The 17,578-nt window shown below is 60.2% G+C and carries 11 protein-coding genes and 3 pseudogenes; 11 read left to right on the top strand and 3 right to left on the bottom strand.

The window, feature by feature from the left end; genetic code table 11:
* The 3 genes from H1B27_RS38500 to H1B27_RS38490 all read left to right on the top strand — a co-directional run.
* A partial coding sequence (locus H1B27_RS38500; protein ID WP_197967352.1) for a transposase occupies nucleotides 1-288 on the top strand: 288 nt, incomplete at its 5' end.
* 113 nt (nucleotides 289-401) lie between these two features.
* Complete coding sequence (locus H1B27_RS38495) at nucleotides 402-569, top strand: hypothetical protein (RefSeq protein WP_197969614.1); 168 nt, start codon at nucleotides 402-404, stop codon at nucleotides 567-569.
* 126 nt (nucleotides 570-695) lie between these two features.
* On the top strand, nucleotides 696-902 hold the full coding sequence (locus tag H1B27_RS38490) for a cold-shock protein (protein WP_197969613.1): 207 nt from the start codon (nucleotides 696-698) through the stop codon (nucleotides 900-902).
* 374 nt (nucleotides 903-1,276) lie between these two features.
* Here the strand turns inward: H1B27_RS38490 and H1B27_RS38485 are convergent, their stop codons facing one another.
* Nucleotides 1,277-2,437 (bottom strand): phospholipase effector Tle1 domain-containing protein, encoded by a 1,161-nt coding sequence (locus H1B27_RS38485; protein ID WP_197969612.1) that lies wholly within the window; start codon nucleotides 2,435-2,437, stop codon nucleotides 1,277-1,279.
* Nucleotides 2,438-2,451: 14 nt separating this feature from the next.
* Entirely contained in the window at nucleotides 2,452-3,459 is a 1,008-nt protein-coding gene (locus H1B27_RS38480) for a hypothetical protein (RefSeq protein ID WP_197969611.1), read from the bottom strand.
* A gap of 1,260 nt (nucleotides 3,460-4,719) precedes the next feature.
* Here H1B27_RS38480 and H1B27_RS41145 point away from each other — a divergent pair.
* From H1B27_RS41145 to H1B27_RS38440, 8 genes and pseudogenes are all read left to right on the top strand, one after another.
* Nucleotides 4,720-5,005, top strand: a pseudogene (locus H1B27_RS41145) (DUF3892 domain-containing protein).
* A gap of 152 nt (nucleotides 5,006-5,157) precedes the next feature.
* Nucleotides 5,158-6,228 (top strand): MBL fold metallo-hydrolase, encoded by a 1,071-nt coding sequence (locus tag H1B27_RS38470; RefSeq protein ID WP_197969610.1) that lies wholly within the window; start codon nucleotides 5,158-5,160, stop codon nucleotides 6,226-6,228.
* 4 nt (nucleotides 6,229-6,232) lie between these two features.
* Nucleotides 6,233-7,009, top strand: a complete 777-nt coding sequence (locus H1B27_RS38465; RefSeq protein WP_246516047.1) for a hypothetical protein — start codon at nucleotides 6,233-6,235, stop codon at nucleotides 7,007-7,009.
* A 1,251-nt stretch (nucleotides 7,010-8,260) separates the two neighbouring features.
* Nucleotides 8,261-8,458 (top strand): annotated as a pseudogene (locus H1B27_RS38460) (integrase); the annotation flags it as partial.
* An 813-nt stretch (nucleotides 8,459-9,271) separates the two neighbouring features.
* Nucleotides 9,272-10,798, top strand: coding sequence for a hypothetical protein (locus H1B27_RS38455; RefSeq protein ID WP_197969609.1), 1,527 nt, complete (start codon nucleotides 9,272-9,274; stop codon nucleotides 10,796-10,798).
* On the top strand, nucleotides 10,795-12,105 hold the full coding sequence (locus H1B27_RS38450; RefSeq protein ID WP_197969608.1) for a class I SAM-dependent methyltransferase: 1,311 nt from the start codon (nucleotides 10,795-10,797) through the stop codon (nucleotides 12,103-12,105). Before H1B27_RS38455 ends, H1B27_RS38450 begins: the two co-directional genes overlap by 4 nt.
* 139 nt (nucleotides 12,106-12,244) lie before the next feature.
* Nucleotides 12,245-12,832 (top strand): DNA adenine methylase, encoded by a 588-nt coding sequence (locus H1B27_RS38445; RefSeq protein WP_197969607.1) that lies wholly within the window; start codon nucleotides 12,245-12,247, stop codon nucleotides 12,830-12,832.
* Nucleotides 12,829-15,906, top strand: a complete 3,078-nt coding sequence (locus H1B27_RS38440) for an N-6 DNA methylase (RefSeq protein WP_197969606.1) — start codon at nucleotides 12,829-12,831, stop codon at nucleotides 15,904-15,906. Before H1B27_RS38445 ends, H1B27_RS38440 begins: the two co-directional genes overlap by 4 nt.
* A gap of 98 nt (nucleotides 15,907-16,004) precedes the next feature.
* On the opposite strand, the pseudogene H1B27_RS38430 reads toward H1B27_RS38440, so the two are convergent.
* Nucleotides 16,005-17,515, bottom strand: a pseudogene (locus tag H1B27_RS38430) (IS3 family transposase).
* Nucleotides 17,516-17,578: the final 63 nt, after the last annotated feature.

The raw sequence follows: 17,578 nt of genomic DNA, 5'->3' as shown, positions 1-17,578 counted from the left end.
CGCCGAATCTTCATCTCTGGCCAGAAGCGCGGCGTCTTCGGTGTCATCAAGCGCGAGCTGCGCCGCCGTTCCGCCATCGAACCCATCATCGGACACCTGAAGACCGATGGCCACCTCGGCCGCTGCTACCTCAAAGGCCGCGCCGGCGATGCGGCCAACGTCATCCTCTCAGCCGTCGGCCACAACTTCCGCCGCATCCTCGCCTGGATCAGAGAACTCTTGTGCCTGTTCCTGATCCAGCTCTGGCGCACGCGCGCCTGTCCGGCCCCGCTCAATTCGGCTTCTTAACGGACGACTACTTAAGATTCTCCCCGGCCAACCGAAGGGCCAAGCCAGTTCTTGCTGTCCTGAAGAATTACCTGGCGGTGTTCTACACCAGTTGTCCGGAATGGACGACTCGTATGAAGCGATTGGCCGAGCGGGCGCAAGATCTCGATATTTTCAGGCAGAACCTGGTTGCGCGAGAATCCGGCCATTGGATCATTATGGAAGACGGCCGGGCCTTTCTTGCTTCGGTGGAACAGGCGGCAATACTGGCCCACTTGGAGCGCGAAGGTCGGTCGGCCTAACCCTTCTGCCAAGCGATCGTCACTTTATGGCGCGGCGGCAAGATCGCGTGCGGGCAATCGAACATGATCTTGATGCTCCCGGAAAGTATAGATACGTCGCGGTCGTTTTGAACTGGAGATATTGTAGTGTCGACTGGTATCGTCAAGTGGTTCAACGCGACGAAGGGTTACGGTTTTATCAAGCCCGATGATGGAGGATCGAACGTATTCGTGCACATCAGGGCGGTGGAGAAGGCCGGCTACACCGGGCTTGCTGAAGGGGCCCGGATCAGCTTCGAACTCAAGACAGGCAGCTCGGGCAAGATGTCCGCAGAGAACCTGCGTATTGGTTGATCCCGATACGTCATGCACACCTGCTACATCCGCTAACTTCTCAAGTTGCTCAATCGGCCGATGATCGGACGAGTCCGGCAGGAGCGGTTGCGTTGTTGCAAGCCGCCCCGGAGCGCACTCGGTCGGGATGAGAAGTTCGCGCGTCCTGGCGAGCCTTGCCTGCCGCTGCCTGACAGCGACCTCGCTCAGAAACTCCGCGATATCTTTGTGGCTCTTCGGTGTAGAAGGTCTCCAAGCCGACCATCGCATATAGCCGATTGCCATCCGGAATGGGGGCAGCGGTCCAATCAAGTCGAAATGGCACCGCTCCCCGCAGAACTTGGCGCATCCCCGGGGCTGGATGCGGCCGTGTCGTCGCCTCTGCTGGTGTTGGCTTAGTAATACGTTTTTGCTTTGAGATGGTTCTGCAACGCAACAGGTCTGTAGGGTGCGAAGCTCGTGAAATTGCGCACCGATTTGATCGCCAGCCGCTCGTACACGGTGGAATGAAGTTGTGCCGTATCGGGCACCTCCCGAACTGCCCTTGCCCATTTGAATGCCGTGCCGCCCATCCCCACCATGCACTCGTCATGCATCATACCGTCGGCCGACGGATATAGCCTTAGCAGGTCCATGTCGACCATGACGCGGCCTGCATCTGGAATCTTCGCCGTGATGAACTCCACCATCCAGTTGAGTGTAATATCCGAGAGACGGGATTCGTTCTCGGGATAGCTTCCGCCGACGTCGGAATGATTTCCGGCGAACCAGATCTGGTCGAATTGCTCCGGTTCGCCCTGCCTATCCGGCCATTTGACCGTGCCACTCCCTCCCCAGGGTACCCGCTTGAAATCCTTTCGCCCTTCATCGATTGATTGCAGATGACGCGCGTATTGGATGTCTGACGGGAAATGGCGATCATAAGTCCAGTCAGGGAAGAAACGTTGCCAGCCGATTGCAGCGACGGCATCCCAAATCCCGATGAAGTAGGCGGAAGCCCCTGCGGCTCGCCCGACCTGGGAATGATACGCATCGCGAAATTGCTCCGCTCTTTTTTCGGCCTGTGCGGCGTCCCTGGGCATGCCAAGCCAATAGATGCAAGAGACCGCCTCCTTGGCGACCTTTCTCAACGATGTCGGAGCGAGGCTGATCGGCTCGCCATTGCGCTCCTTTGTCGGAATGCCGCACAGCTCGAGCACGTGCGCAAGACACCTGGCCGTGTAGGCACAACGGCTGAATCCCAATAGGTAAATGCGGTCTTCCGGTTCCCAGACGCCGATGATCGCAACGTAGCAATCTATTATTTTCTGCGTGATGCCGAACCCAAACATCTGTTGGACCGCCTCTTTTATCCGGCCCCAGCCATTGTCGTGTCGGGGCACAGGCGTGCCAATGCCGGGGATGTAGAGCGCCAGCTGCTTCTTCGGGTCAATGATAGATTCTGGTCCAGTCCGGGTTGCCCGATAGAGCTTGTAGACATTCGTCCGGCTCTCGTCCGGCAGGAGACCGCCCTCGTTACCTGTGCCGTCGGCGAACACCAGGATATTTTTAGCCATGTCGGTCTCCTTTATTACATCACGACAGGGTCGAGCGATGCGTCGGCAACGACTATACCGGTCGTGTCGGTGAAGATTGCCGCGACGTCCCTGGCCTTCTGACGGTACGCGTCACAGGTACTTTGTCCGACAAGAGGGATCGCTTCCGCCAGGCTCGCCACCTGGCCCTGCTTGGCCGCCACGGCAGCGGCCTTCAGTTTTTGTTCATCGAAACGCAGCCCCGCGATTGCGGCATTCAGATCGGAAATGTTGGTTGGTGTCACCAGCTTGCCGCCGATGTAGACGACTTGGCTAAGTCCTACGATTCCCAGGATGGTGTCTGGGACAACGAAGGTGGAAAGCTGATTCACGCCTGCCGCGATCAAGCCTCCGATCACGACCAGCCCGAAAATGAAGCTCTGATAGCGATATACGTCGAAGACGCCGTCCGTGGAGAAAAAGTCACGCCAGCTTGCGTTTGACGGATCGAGGATCGTCCTGGCCATCGGAAGCCAGTTGCGTCGAAGCAGCCATGCCCGGTTTTCCGGCGACAGCGTGTTGCGCTGGCTATCGGTTCCCTTGGCGATCGTGGCGCCGATGCCGCTGATGCCCAGGAGCGTCAGGATCGATCCGGAGAGATCGACCAGCGTTCCTGTCTGAAGCAACAGCAGCGAGATCAGAGCGGCAACGGCCAGGGAGAAGGCCAGTGTTTGGAACGTCGACAGGCTTCCCTTTCCGTCCGCCCCCGCCGAGACCTGTGCGGGGTTCAACGCGCGCAGGAACGATTCAAAGGTGTGATCCTTCTTGCGGAGCGCGAACGCCATCCAGAGGTAGAGAACCAGCACCCCGACAAGGGCGGCACCAATACTGAACCAGTAGGGACTGAGGCGGACACTTACGGACGAGACGCGCCAAGGGGACTGACCGACCGGGCTGTTGCAGGTGTAGAGGTAAAGATTGACCCTGCTCCAGAACCAAGCCAGATCGTCACCCATGTTCAATGTGACGATGGTCTGGTCGGGATCGAGCAGATGCTTCTTCACCAGTGAATCCGAGTCCGTTGCACGGTGCGTGACCATCCTGTCGCTTGAATAGATAGGTTTCGTCCCCGTAGTCGATGCCGGCGAAATAACGGACGCCATCGACGAACGGTGCACGCACGCCGACGTCGACGCGCTGGTTCGTTGGCAAAAAATTCGTGGCCAACACGATAGGCGCACCTACCGGATTTCGACCCGATCGCAGCTCTATGATGAACTCATCCGGTTTCACACATTGCTTCTGAGGATCGCTCGGACCGGTCTGAGCGCTCGCAGGAGAGCTAGCGTCCGTCGAGGGAGCCGTGAGCTTTTGAGAAGGATCCGGTCGCGGCTCAGGAGATGTCGATTGCGGCACGGTCGGGTTCTGGCCGTCAACCTGCGCCGGCCGAATTTGCTGCTGCGCTCTCGGCCCCGAAGATGGAAGCAATGTTATGAGGGCTACGGCACCCAGAGCAATGATGCAGGATCGAGCCATATGTTTTCACCGCCGTGTAAGCAAGCCGGCGGCCATTTACCAACGGTTGTTTCAACCTCGCAAGCCAACCTGTACCGTTTGCTCGATTTCTCCCCCAGTAAAGCGACGGGTCGAACGGACAACCGACGCTTCGAGTTCGGTGCAATCGCAGCTTGACCAAATCGCACGCAGGCTGGCGCGCGTCGCAGCGGCCTATGTGGCGCAACCTGGCCCATGCCAGCCGAAACGGTTAGGGCGGCATGGAATTTAATGCTGCAACTACCCTCGTCATTGCTGCCAATAGGTGTGGCGACCGCACGACGTAGAGTGCCGGCTCGGCATTTGACATCATCCCATGCTCCGGATCAACATTTCGCATTGAACTTTTGATACGGATGCCAGCGGAGACCGGCACGAAGACGCCGAAAAACTGCATCCTGCGCGTGCTACTGATTCAAACGTGAGCAGGCGGGCGCGGAGTCGCGGAGTATCGAATCCATTGACAGTGGCTTGCGTGGCACGACCGCTAAAGCGGCAGCGATGTTGAAATCGTTGTTCTTACCATCTGTTTCCGTTCGAGTTGATCGCACTGGATAGGCCCAAACCGATGAGATCGTCGCCATGACGTCAGGTTCAGGCTACTTTCCATGAAAGGATACCGAAGACTGCTACGCGGGCTTGATAATCCTTGTTGCGATTGAAGGTCCGCGAAGGCGAGCAGAGCAGCCGCACTCCAGACCTTCCTGGCAGCACGCGACCCGTTTTGCGCGGTCATTCGCCTTCCAAAATGTCTGAGGAAAAGTAAGACAATGGCCGACTACCGCATTGATTGCGTTCACAAACCGAATCGCATGAGCCCACATGAGCACATCACAGATGCGGGTGGGCCCAAGCCCGACGGAGGGAGATGGCAGGACCCGTAGAGAACGTCGTTCGATTTATCGAGAAGAAGCAGCACAGGTTCCACACGCAGAAGGTCATTCGAGGGCTTGGGTCGCCGTGCGAACGAGCCCGACGGGTCGGAAGTTCATCCAGACCCATGCAGACCGGATTTGGAACGACAATCTGCTCGCATTAAAAGAGTGTCCGACCTAAATTGACCAGTTTGTCTTCTGCTTCGGCTTAACGTGATTGTCCTGCGTGCCTATCCCGCACGACCATCGGAATACTCGCCCGAGTTTTTCCCGTCTGCGAATATCGGGCTGACGACCGCCCCCCTAAGGGGCGGCCGAACGAAGGAGTGTGCCTTGCCTTTCGAGATTGATTTTCTTCGCGCCGGCGACAGCAATGGCGACGCCATCATTGTGAAGTATGGCGAGACCAAGAACGGAAACTTCAGCCTTAATCTGATCGACGGTGGTTTTACAGACACCGGGGATCAGATCATCACTCACATCAAGCAGCACTACGCGGAGAAGGCGAAGATCGCCAATGTCGTGCTATCGCATGCCGACAACGATCACGCGTGTGGCTTGATCAAGGTGCTCGAACATGAGGATTTCACGTTCTTCGACCTCTGGATGAACCGCCCCTGGGACTACGTCGATGACGTGATCGACAGTTTCCACGGCGCGTACACGCGCGAGGGGCTGATCAAGAAGATGCGCGAGATGCACCCCTACCTTGTCGAGATGGAAAAGATTGCGGCCACGCGCGGCATCACCATCAGGGCTCCCCTTCAGGGAGCGCAGATCGGTCCGTTCACTGTGCTTGCCCCGAGCCGCGAGCGATACATCAAGCTGATTCCCGATCTCGACAAGACACCGCAGTCGTATGCGAGCGAATCCAAGGGACTTCTCGGCTCTCTCTTCAAGGCTGCGGCCGACGTGGCGGGAAAGGTGCTAGAGCGCCTCGATTATGAAACCTTGGACGAAAACCCACCGGCCACATCTGCATCGAACGAGACCTCGGTCGTCCAGTGGGCTTCCTTCGGCAATGAGCGTGTCCTGTTGACCGCAGACGTGGGGCCTGAAGGCCTGGCTGAGGCGGCCGACTACGCTGAGCAGATCAGCTTGCTGATCCAGCCGACGTTAGCCCAGATCCCTCACCACGGTAGCCGCCGTAACGTAACGCCGTCGGTCCTCAATCGCTGGCTCGGCCCGTACCCGGCCGATAACCAGGGATACGCCGTCGCATCCGTTGGCAAGAACGAGGAAATCTATCCCCGCACCAAGGTCGCCAACGCGTTCACGCGGCGCGGATATGAGGTCACGGCGACACACAAGGGATGGATCAACTTCGTGCGCGGCTACGACCGCCGGGCCGGCGTTGCAAACGCGTATGTTATCCCATTCAAGCCGGATGTGGATGATGAATAGGTTCTTGCCGAAGTTCGACAGGTATACGCTCTTCGCGCGCCTGTTTCCGGCGATCATTGCAGCGGCTCCGGCAATTGCGCTCGCTTGGGCGGTTATTGCCGGCAAGGAGATCAAGCTAGTGCAGGCGATCGCCGGCACCGCGCTGACCGTACTGCTGATGGTGTTCGCCGATATCGCCAGAAGGAGAGGAAAGGCCATAGAGCCGCGCCTAATCGAGCGGATGGGCGGCCTGCCAAGCGTCACGATGCTGCGGCATCGCGATATGACGTTTGACGCAGCGACCAAAGCCAGGATGCATGCGTTCCTGGCCGAAAAGCTGGCCGAGCCAGCGCCAACAGCAGAACAGGAAGCCGCCGTGCCTGAAACCGCGGACGATTTTTACAGGCGAGCCGGCAATTGGCTGCGCGAGAATACGCGCAGCAAGAAGAAGTTCGACATTCTGTTCAACGAAAACATCACTTATGGCTACCGGCGCAATCTGTTTGCGCTCAAGTGGCCGGCTTTGGTCCTGAACGTCCTGATCGTCATAGGCAGCGCCGCCTACCTGTGGCTTCAAGCAGGCCCGCTTGATCTGCTGCCCGTCTTTGTGATCGCCTTCCTGCACGCAGCCTATCTGGCAATTTTCTCAACCCGGTCGGCCGTTGAGGAGGCATCCCGCATCTACGCGCGCCAGCTGCTGCTCAGCACGGAATCGACAGAACTTCGGAAGCAGCCGCTCGCGGCCGCCAAACCGCACACTCGTAAGAAGAAGGCTGAAGAGCCTGGCGCTCTCGCGACTTAGAATCGCGAACCTATCAACCAATTGATGGAGAATGGTGGAATATGGCTCAGATGCACAGCACCAGTAGAAGGCCATCGCTCAGCCCGGCTGCGGCGAACTGCCCTGCGTGCCGTGGCAGTTGGGGTCGCCGCGGCTACAGCTACAGTTCGTAGTCGTCGCCGTCCTACTCCTCCCATCTACTCGTCGCCAGGGAGCAGCGGGGGCGGCCGGAGCGGCGGCGGCGGGTCCGGCAGTCGCGTAAAGCCGAGATGGTCGCGAAGCGGCTACGTCCGCCGGAGCCTGACAATATTCTCGATTCTCGCGCATGCTTCGTGCGGCTGCGCGAGACCTGCCGCGACGGCTACACGAATGCCGGCAAGAAGGAGCCGAACTTCGCGCTCTCGACCGCGTTGCGAAGCCTGGGCCTTCGGAGCAGGAGCCGGAGAAGCCGCGCGGTTCCGGCCCTTCATGGACCTGAGCCAGAACCTAAGGCGGACCGAACCGCACAAAGGGCGCTTCCCGAGCGCCTTGAAGAAAGCATTGTTCTTCCTCCTGTTAGCTCCCTGGGAGAGCTGGACGACCATGCAGGAAGTCGATTGGCGTGGCTTCCGCGTGCTATGGGTCCACCCGATCGACAGCGACATCTTTGTTCGGCCCGTTAGGCGGCCGTCCCCCGACGCCCTGAGCTGACCGGGTCATCGCCGCAAGCATCGCCGTGCTCGGACCAGTCTCACCCATCAGGAGATCCGTAGTCCGACGACCAGCACCTGTTTCATGCGTCGTTCCTTTCCGCCTGCTCGGCCGCCTCTCTCGTTTTCACTTCCAAGGCTCGCTTGAATAGAGTTGCATTCCGGCTGAATTTGCGATCTGAACGTTATAAAGTGCGGGCGATTCCAAAGGCCTGAAGCCGGCTTGCTCGAATATTTTCAATGGCCATCAACCTTCGCATCTTGATCGCCGATGTATTGCAGCCAATGACCACACGGAACTTAGCGAGGCTCCGCTTGAAATCGCGGGCTTGGTTGTTCCCGTCGGTGAAGGTCTTTCAAAGCGCCAACGTATCGACTCGGCGCTTGCCAACCTCAGCGAGATGGACTTGGCGCAGTTAGCTTTGAAGTTTGCGGTTCATCGTGGCGACGTTTCTCTCGACGAGGCGGCCGAAAGGTGGTGGAAGCCAAGGACCCGCCTATAACCCAGATCACCAGGCGCGATGTCGCACGGGTCTTCGGAGATGATCTCGCCGGCGAGCGTGGCCGGTTTGGAGCGAATGAGCTGGATTGGGCCGGAAACGTATCCAGCTTCCCCCGTGAGATCATCGAGACCGCCCTAGCGCACGTCATTGGCGACAAAGCCGAACAAGCCTACCGCCGCGGTGACGCGCTGGAGGAGCGCCGCAAGCTCATGGACGCATGGGCCGGCTATTGCGAGCCGAAGAGCTCGGAAAATGTCATTCGCCTGAGCCGGCATTAAGTAGGGAAGCTCGGGCGCGTGCGTACAATCCTGTGCCAGGAGGTGCTTGCCCTCAACAGCGACGCGCTCGTGCAACCTCACTCCAGGTCAATTCGGGTCAGACGCAGACCGCGGACCTACAATAGGCCTTTCAACCGCATCAATAGGGCCATTATTCTTGTGCGGCGTCAGCAGCAACAGTTGACCCGTTCGTTGAACGTAGTAGCGCTATTGGTGCACTGGAATGGCTAAGGGGAGCGGCGTCTGACGCTAATCACACTTTTCGGACGGCCTGGTGCTGGCAAGTCTACGTTGGGAGACGAACTGGGCGCAAGGCACGCGTTCACGCACCTCGCGCTCGGCGCAATGCTCCGGGACGCTGCGGTCCTTCGAAATCGGAATCGACCCTGAGGAGATGGAACGAGCTAGAGCAACCGGCCGTACAGTGACGAACCCACGGTTATATTCATGGCTGGACGCGCGGATCCGCGAAACGTGTAGAGTCGTTGTCGACGGCTACCCGCGCGCCCTGATCTCGGGGCCAGCTTTCGACGAGCTAGTGCGCTCGCTGCCCTCATCGCGTGATGTCTACGCGCTTGTATTGGGCTGCCCCGTAGACGTCAGCCACCCCCGTCTTCAATTGAGAGGCAGGGAGGACGACGACGCGCGGATCCTGCTCCGTGACCGGGAGTACGAGATGGTGCAGTACCCGCTGCTCAGTTTATTGCCGGATAGAGTTAAGCGGGTAAACCTCGATGCCTCGCGGTCACCGGCAGAGGTCTTCGCCGAGGTAGAGAGGGCGCTGGGGCTTATCCCCTCAGCCACGCAAAGCTGATGGCCAGAAAGCCGAGGAGAGCGCCGGCTACGGCCGAGACAGCGCACGTCATCGACATGATGCTCGAGTCACAGAATCCTGAGCACGTAAAGGCCGGCCTACAGCGTGCCTGCGAAATCCTCGAAGGCGGCCAGGCCTTTTTAGACTATACCTTTCTGAACGCGAGCCTGGCTGCACACCTAATCTCCCCCGAAATCCGCATCCGGCGCTGGTCCTACAAGCTCGTCGCATTGCTCAAGGACAATAGGCACCTCGATCAACTCGAGAAGGCTCTTCTCGGCACTGAGACTGACGCGGAAAACCGAGGCTGGGCCTCGGCGGCTTTTTCGGGCCTTGCTGACGAAGTGCGTAAGTCGAATTTGATCCGTCGCCTTAGTGACTACAAAGGGACATCCCTTGAGCTGGCCGCCAAGCTGTACGCGCGAGGCGAGCCGGCGAGAGACGAACTCGACCTCAGGGCCTGGGAGCGCGAGCCGCTCGCCCGCAAGTGGCTGTGCCTGCTATGCGGCTATGCGCCTGACAATCCCCGAACCATAGACCAGCGCTTCGGGGACCTCGACCTAGTCCGTAATTCCGTCAGCGATAGCGATGTAGAGGTGGTAGAATACAGCATTTGGGCTGAGCACCGGCACCCGGAGGGCTCTTTCCGCCACCTACTGCGGCGCCCAGACGAGCTGCTTGCTTTTCCCAATGTCCGGCGTTGGCTATATCGGCTGATGACGAAGGACGCCGTTGCTGCGCGCAGCAATCTCGATTTCCTTACCGAGAAAATGGACGCATCGAATGAGACGTCGGAAGTGGCTCGGGAGGGGCTAGCACTGGGGCTGGCAAGCCTCGAACTGCACGAGCGGCGGGTTGAGACCATCGATTGGTTCGAAAGCGAGCCTAGCCTCAGGGTGCGTTTGGCCCTAGTCGATCACTTGGGACTGCTCGCCAATCAGCACCACGATGCCATAGCCCGCGATGTGTTGATCGCGGCATACATACGATGCGACCCCCTGGATTTGGTAGGGGCAAAGATCTTATCTGTTGCTAGGCCAGAATGGGGACTTGCCAAGACTCGGCTCGTCATGCCGGATCAGCAACACGCCGCCTCCATGAGGGACCTCTTCCAGAGCCCAAGCGGGCCGGTCATTAATGTCAATAAAGTGGAGATCGATATGAGCACCAAAATCACTCAATCGGGCACGGGCAACTCCATGGCCGGAGTCGCGGGCCGCGACATCGTCGCGTCCACTGTCAAAGCGCTTCAGCAACAGGCCGACCAGAGCTTCAAGGAGCTGACCCCGCTCATTGAGGCATTCATGCGCGCACTAGCCACTAGCAAGATCGCCGAGGGCGAGAAGGCGGCGGCCGTCCGGGCGGTCGAGGACACGGCAAATGCGTCTGGAGAAGAGAAAAAGAGTAGGCTGCAGACGCTGAAAAGCGTCGTGCGCGGCATGCTCGCCTTACCTGGCATGGCTGCCGACGCTATTGAGGGCGGCGAGAAGCTTGTCGAAGCCATCCAGCATGCCGTCGGTGGATGATGCGCCCGCTGCGCATCTATCTGTCAGGAAGCATAAAGAAGGGCGCGGGCGACTCGCGCACGCCAGACCACTTCTGGACGAGAGAGGACGAGGAGTTCATTCGAGCGAACGCCGGCAGGCCCGTGGAACTGCTCAATCCTTCGAAGGCGGACATCCGCCGCCAGGATTTCGCGATAAACTTCGGCTGCGACCTGCACCTTGTTTCGATCAGCGACGTGGTGCTGGTCGATGCCAGGCGAGAGAAGGGGATCGGTGTCGGAGCCGAGATGATGTTCGCCATCCAGCGCGGCATCCCCGTAATCACCTGGTCGCCGCCAGACACGCACTACCGAAGGTCCAAAATCACCGACCTGTTCGGCGAAGACCTACACGACTGGACTCACCCCTTCGTCTTTGGGCTCTCAGATCACGTCGTTGACGATCTCCAAGAGGCGATGACCATTATTCAATCGGGGGCGCTCAACGCCCTCGCACCTCGACGAGAGCAGGTCGAGGCTCTGATACAGCGCTACCGCGCCGTCATCGGCCATACCGGCGAGAAGACAGCGAAACGGTTCGTCGAGATCGGCGGCGGCGTATTCCAGGACCTGCTCGGCGGAGGATCCGAGCAGGAAGTGATCGCCGGCGCGACGCGCTACCGTTTCATGGATGTCCTCTATCTGCCTACCCCCACAGATGAGATCCCCCCAGACGCGGTGTTGACCGTAAACAGGTGGCGTGAGCGCCGGATTGAGGAGAGACCGCTGCTGCATAGCTCGCGAATTCGCCGGGTGGCCGCGGCCGCAATCCAAGCAATGCAAGATGGTGCACGGGTGCTGGAGATCGGTTGCGGCAAATTCCCATTGGCCGACGATGTAGCTTGCAAGTCCTGGTCGGGGCTGGAGATCGACCCGGAGGCCGTCGATTACTTAAGGGGCCGCGGCCTGAGGGTCGCCGCCTCAGCCGCCGAGGTCAGGCCGGAGGATCTACAGATCGACATCCTCGTGGCCCTGTTCAGCATGCAGTTCGCCATACAGGAAGAGGAACTGGCGCTGCTCGAACAGCTACCATCCAAAGCAATTGTGATGTTCAATTTGCCCACCCGGGACCGCTCTCTGGTCGATCGAAGGCTCTGGCAGCTGGGCAGTCTTGGGCTTCGGTCGAGGCTGCTCGACCTACAGGCGACGGGAAACAGGGACGTCATCGTGGCGGCCGGTGGCCAGAATGACCAAGCGGGCCTTTCCCTCGTCAGCAAGGCCATCCTGGAACGCGCGAGGGTAGAATGGCCATCAGCGGCATTGCTCTTGGAATGGTCGGAGCCCAAATAGGCTATCGCACCTCGCCGAAAAGTGCGATAGTCTTGATATGGCTTACCTTGGCGGTAAGGGCAATTGCCTTACGCGTGTGATTGGCGCGATGCCAACTCACAGCGTTTACATTGAGACGCACCTTGGCGGAGGAGCCGTCATGCGTGCTAAGCGGCCGGTGGAGCGCCAGATAGGAATTGACGCGGACGAGCGTGTAATCCGGGCTTGGCGCGAGCGGAGAGTGGTCTGCGAACTTGTGCACGGCGATGCTGCCGCCTTTCTGAAGCGGTTCCAGTTCACGGGACAGGAGCTGGTTTACGCGGATCCGCCATATCCCGATGAGACGCGCGGCAGGCGCAACCGCTACCGGTATGACTATCGGAAAGATGATCATGTCGAACTGCTGGAGGTGCTCGCAAACTTGAGATGCCGAGTCCTGATCTCAGGACAGCCGACCGACCTGTATTGCGAGCGGCTCGCCCGTTGGCGATGTATGGAGTTCAGGTCAGGCGGGCGCCGCGGCGGGCGCAAAGAGTTGCTCTGGGCGAATTTTCCGGAGCCCGCAGCGTTGCACGAGCCGGCGAAGGCCGGCACGACCTTCAGGGACCGGGAACGCGTCAAACGGCGCTTCGCCACAATCCGCCGCAAGGTCGAACAGATGGACAGTGCCGAACGCAACCTCTTTGTCGAATGGTTGGCTGCCAGATACCCCGAGCAGGTCCTATACTTGGAAGCGAAGGTCACATGAGCAGCACGCCAACGCTCCTCGACGTGCTAACCCGCGCAGGCTTTCTGCGTGATGGTGCGCCGGTGGAGGGCATGATCACAGCAGGGGCGAATCTCGACTCTGATTCTAGAGCAGGGAGATACGCGTTTCTTTTCGACAGGACGCGCTTCCCGCTGGCGATCGAGGGCCTCTTCAAGGCAGGCGGCGCACCAGTCATGCTCTTCGTGGACGGGGGAGTTGGTCCCTTAGAGGAGCAGGCCGCGGTCGGTTGGCACCGCGTTGCATGGAACGTCGGATTGGCACCCCTCCTGTGGATCAATGTGCCGGGTCGGGTGGTAATCCTCGACAGCTATCGCCGGCCATCAGGGCGCCTCAGCGACGTTGTAATCGCCGAGTTCGCAACCGACACGCCGTCGAATGTATCTGAATTGGTGACCGCCTGTGGTCGTCTCGCCTTCGACACCGGCGCGTTCTGGTCGTCCAATTTTGCCCGCCGCATCGACCGCCAGCAGCGTATCGACGCGACGCTCTTGCGCGAGCTGACTGCCGTTGAACGCAAGCTTTTGCGAGCCGGCCTGCAACCCCTGCTCGCGCAGAAGCTGATCGGGCGCACGATCTTTTCGCAATACCTCATTGATCGGGGCCTTCTTCAGGAAGTTGACCTGGAGCGGCGTTTCGGGCACGCGGGCCTTAGCGACACGCTCCGCTCTCCAGATGCGGCGGCCGGCCTCTTTGATTGGTTGCGCAGCACCTTCAATGGCGACCTATTCCCTCCAGAAGTCGAGAATGAGCGTGCACATGTGCGCGCTGAACACTTGGCTACCCTCGCTGACTTCCTTGACGGTCATGAGGCCGTTACGGGCCAGCTCAGCGCCTTCCCGTTCCGCTTCGACTACATCCCAGTCGAGCTCATCTCGTCAATCTACGAGCAGTTCGCTCATTCAATCGCGGGCGACTCCGCGGCCGCGCAGGGGCTGCATTATACCCCAGTTAACCTCGTCGATCTCGCGCTCGATCAGGTGATGGGCGACCTGCCTGGCTCGGCCAAGGTCCTGGACCCAGCGTGCGGGTCGGGTGTCTTCCTCGTCGAGGCGATGCGGCGCCTCGTCTGGCTCCGAACGCGCAAAGAGCCCAGTTCGCGCGAGCTTGTGCGCGACGTCCTGCGCAACCAGATTTTCGGCGTCGACATCAACGCCGGCGCGCTACAGGTCGCAGCCTTCAGCCTCTATCTCGCGGCACTTGAGCTCGATCCCGACCTGCACCAGGGAGACTTAGGCTGGCTTCGGTTCGATCACCTTATCGGCCGCAATCTAGTAAACGCGAGCTTCTTCCAAGCGAGCGGGCTTGAGGAGCACCGCTTCGATGTCGTGGTAGGCAACCCGCCCTGGACATACGCCGGCGCAGGCGCGAAAGCGGGAGGCCGCCCGGCGCTCACCGACGTAGCGCAGCCGCGACGCTCACCAGATTGGGGGTTCTTGTGGCATGCGCGCCAGATTGCAGCGTCCGGCGCCCGCATAGCGCTGCTGATGAAGGCGACGCCATTCTTCAGCAAGGATCGTCTCGCTACTGAGGCGCGGCGCCTGCTATTTTCTAGCTTCGGCGACGTGAAGCTCATCAATCTCTCCCAACTCCGGGCAGAGGGCTTGTTTCCATCGCTCACGTCGACAGTTAACAGTAAAAAGAAGAGCAACGCGGGACCAGCGCTCCTATTCTGCGGCATCTCTCAAACGCCATCTAGCGACGAGACGATCACGACGGCGAATCTGCCTTGGACACCAAACTTTCGGCGGACCGGCGTTCTCACTCTTTCGATCGACGACTTCCATCAGCCGCGAACGGCGGCCGTTTCCGCAGACCCGGTGCTCCTCAAAGCGTCGGTATTCGGCAACGAGCGCGAGTATGAAGTTATCGAGTGGTTCCAAACCGCGCCCTTGCTCTCGCGCCTCGGAAACTGGTGCGCCGCACACAACATCAGGATAGAGCAAGGGCTGCAGATCGGTGGCGGCGACCAAGGCGACGCGAGCTCCCTGGTTGGCCTGCCGTTCGTTGATGCAGCGTCATACAGGCCAGTTAGGCTGGCCGCTCGCTTGCCGTCCTTCGAGATGAGGCACGCGCACCGGCCAAGGGAGCGCCGGATTTACTCGGCGCCACTCGTAATTTGTCCGGAGGCAGGTTTCGCTCGGGCACTGCAGAAGGGCCGCTACTCGGCCGCTGTTGTGGACCGCGACCTAGTCTACACAGATTCTTTCGTCGGCGTGTCCTTCGCCGGCCGAGACCGTCTGCTGGCCGAAGCGCTTGCGCTCATCCTCAACTCTAAGGCGGTTGCTTTTCTGCTGACGCTGGGTGGCTCGAACACTGGCCTCAAGCAGCCGAAGATCGAGAAGGTGGACCTTGAGGCGCTCGTCATCCCGGATCTCTTTCATATCCCATTTGCTCAACTCAAGCGGATGGGCGAAATCTTCAGGTCTCTTACCGGCAGACCCAACGATCCAGCTCTTGCCGCGGCGGACGAAGCCGTGATGGAGGCCTACGGGCTGGACAGCCATGATAGACGTGTCCTCGACGGAGCGCTTGCGCGAACGCGCCCAATCCTCCTTGACTCGCGAGAGGAGCGCCAAATTGAGGTCGGCGCGGTGCCGCTCGACCTGCTGCACGAGTACGGCGGCGAGGTGGCGCATTGGCTGGACACCGCGCTACGCGAGACCAGTTCGGCACGAACTGTCGTCAGTCGCGGAGTGCGCGTCTCCCGCAACGTAATTGCACTCAGGTTAGATATCGAAATCGGCCCGGTTCGGCCGCTAGGCCACTTCGCAATGGTTGACCCAGACCTATTCGAAGCACGCCTCTTCGGCGACGACGTGACTGGGTCAGCGGGATGGCGGTGCAGGAGCGGTCGAAGCCTGAGGGTGTACGCGGACGATGCAATCTATATCGTCAAGCCCGACGAGCGGCGACAGTGGACTATCTCGGCCGCTCAAAGCGACCTGCGCCAAATTCTCAATGACGTCGCCTCGGGACCCATAGGTCGGCGCAGGGTCAAGATCTCTCCGCGGATTGAGCAAAATGATCTTAGGCGGCGACTGGTCCTCCACTAACGCTCGGCAGTATTGCTTTCCGAAACCGCTGCAGCGAAGTCATAAGGTGAGTTCGGCACGTGGTGCACGGACTGCTTCCTGCAAAGCCGCCGAATGGGCTAGGAAGATCCGGGCCGATTCGAGCAGCCGTCGCAAAGTGAAGCGATGTCGGGGAAATCGAGCCGCGTTGCGATCTCCGCGTACGCGATCACGCAGGGGGCAAGCGCCACCCTTGAGCGCCACCAGATCGCCGCGCATTCCTGCGTCGAGCACGTACGTGTGCCAGCATCTCGACCGCCGGAGAGGTTTTGTTCAAGGTCGCTCGGGGACAGCCCCCAACTGGCACAGAGCTTCACATGCAGGTTCATCTCGAGATCAAGGAGGACCGAGAGGCCGGCCCCTGCTTCACGTATCGCGGCAAGTTTGGACGACTTGTAGACCGAGAGCGCGCAGGCGCGAGCAAACTCGATGAGGAACAGGTGGCCCTGAGCGAGGTAGTAACGAAACGCCGCTTCGGGGAGCGAGCCGTCTGCCAATCCGCCTCCCGTTGCGGTGAATGTGGCAGCGTAGGCCGCCGGGGTCTGGTATTTCAGCGAGGAGTGAGGCCGCTCACCATTGTAGTCGGCGACCCATGCAGCAATCTTGCTCCGTGCCTCGGCGATGCCAAAGAACAGCGTCTCGTTCAGCAACTCGTCGCGCATCCTGCCGTTGAAGCTTTCGATGAAGGCGTTCTGGATCGGCTTGCCCGGCGCGATGAAGTGCCAGTCAATGCTGTTGTCCTGGCACCAGGCCAGCATCGCATTGCAGGTGAACTCGGTGCCGTTGTCGGACACGATCGAGCCCGGTTTGCCGCGCCAGGCGAGGATGGCCGTCAGCTCGCGTGCCACCCGCCGGCCCGAGATCGAGGTGTCCGGGATCGCGCCCAGACACTCCTTGGTGACATCGTCGACGATGTTGAGTATGCGGAAGCGCCGGCCGCCCGCGAACTGGTCAGAGACGAAGTCCAGCGACCAGCGCGCATTCGGTTTCGCTTCCACCGGAATCGGAGCCCGCATCCCGATGGCCTTTCGACGGGCGCGTCGCTTGCGCACCGTAAGCCCTTCCTCCCGGTAGAGCCGGTGGATGCGGTTGAGGCCGGACGGCTCGCCTTCACGCCTCAGCAGGACGAATAGCCGCCGATAGCCGAACCGCCGCCGTTCATTGGCAAGCTCGCGTAAGCGGGTCCGAAGCCCGCTGTCGGCCGGCCGGCGCGACCGGTAGCGGACCATCGTCCGGTCCGCCCCGATGATCGAACAGGCCCGCCGCTCCGACAGCCCCATCAGGGTCTGCAGATGCGCCACCGCGGCGCGCTTGGCGGCGGGCCCTACCATTTTTTTGAGAGCAGCTCCCGCAGCGCCGCCGCATCGAGCATCTGCTCGGCCAGGAGCTTCTTCAGCTTCGCATTCTCGTCCTCGAGCGCCTTGAGCCGCCTGGCCTCGGAGACATCCATGCCGCCAAACTTGGCCTTCCAATTGTAGAACGTCGCCTCGGAGATCCCGTGCTTGCGGGCCAGATCGGCCGTTTTGGCTCCGGCCTCGTGCTCCTTCAGCACCGCGATGATCTGCTCTTCCGTAAAACGCTTCCGCTTCATCTGTCCGTCCTTCGTCAGGGCAGACTCTAAATCCTTCTGGAGGAAATTCTTAGGGGCAGGTCA

It is taken from the genome of Bradyrhizobium diversitatis (genome assembly GCF_016031635.1).
Taxonomy (GTDB): domain Bacteria; phylum Pseudomonadota; class Alphaproteobacteria; order Rhizobiales; family Xanthobacteraceae; genus Bradyrhizobium; species Bradyrhizobium diversitatis.
The sequence above is the reverse complement of the archived record's forward strand: the minus strand, read 5'-3'. Positions and strand labels throughout refer to the sequence as shown.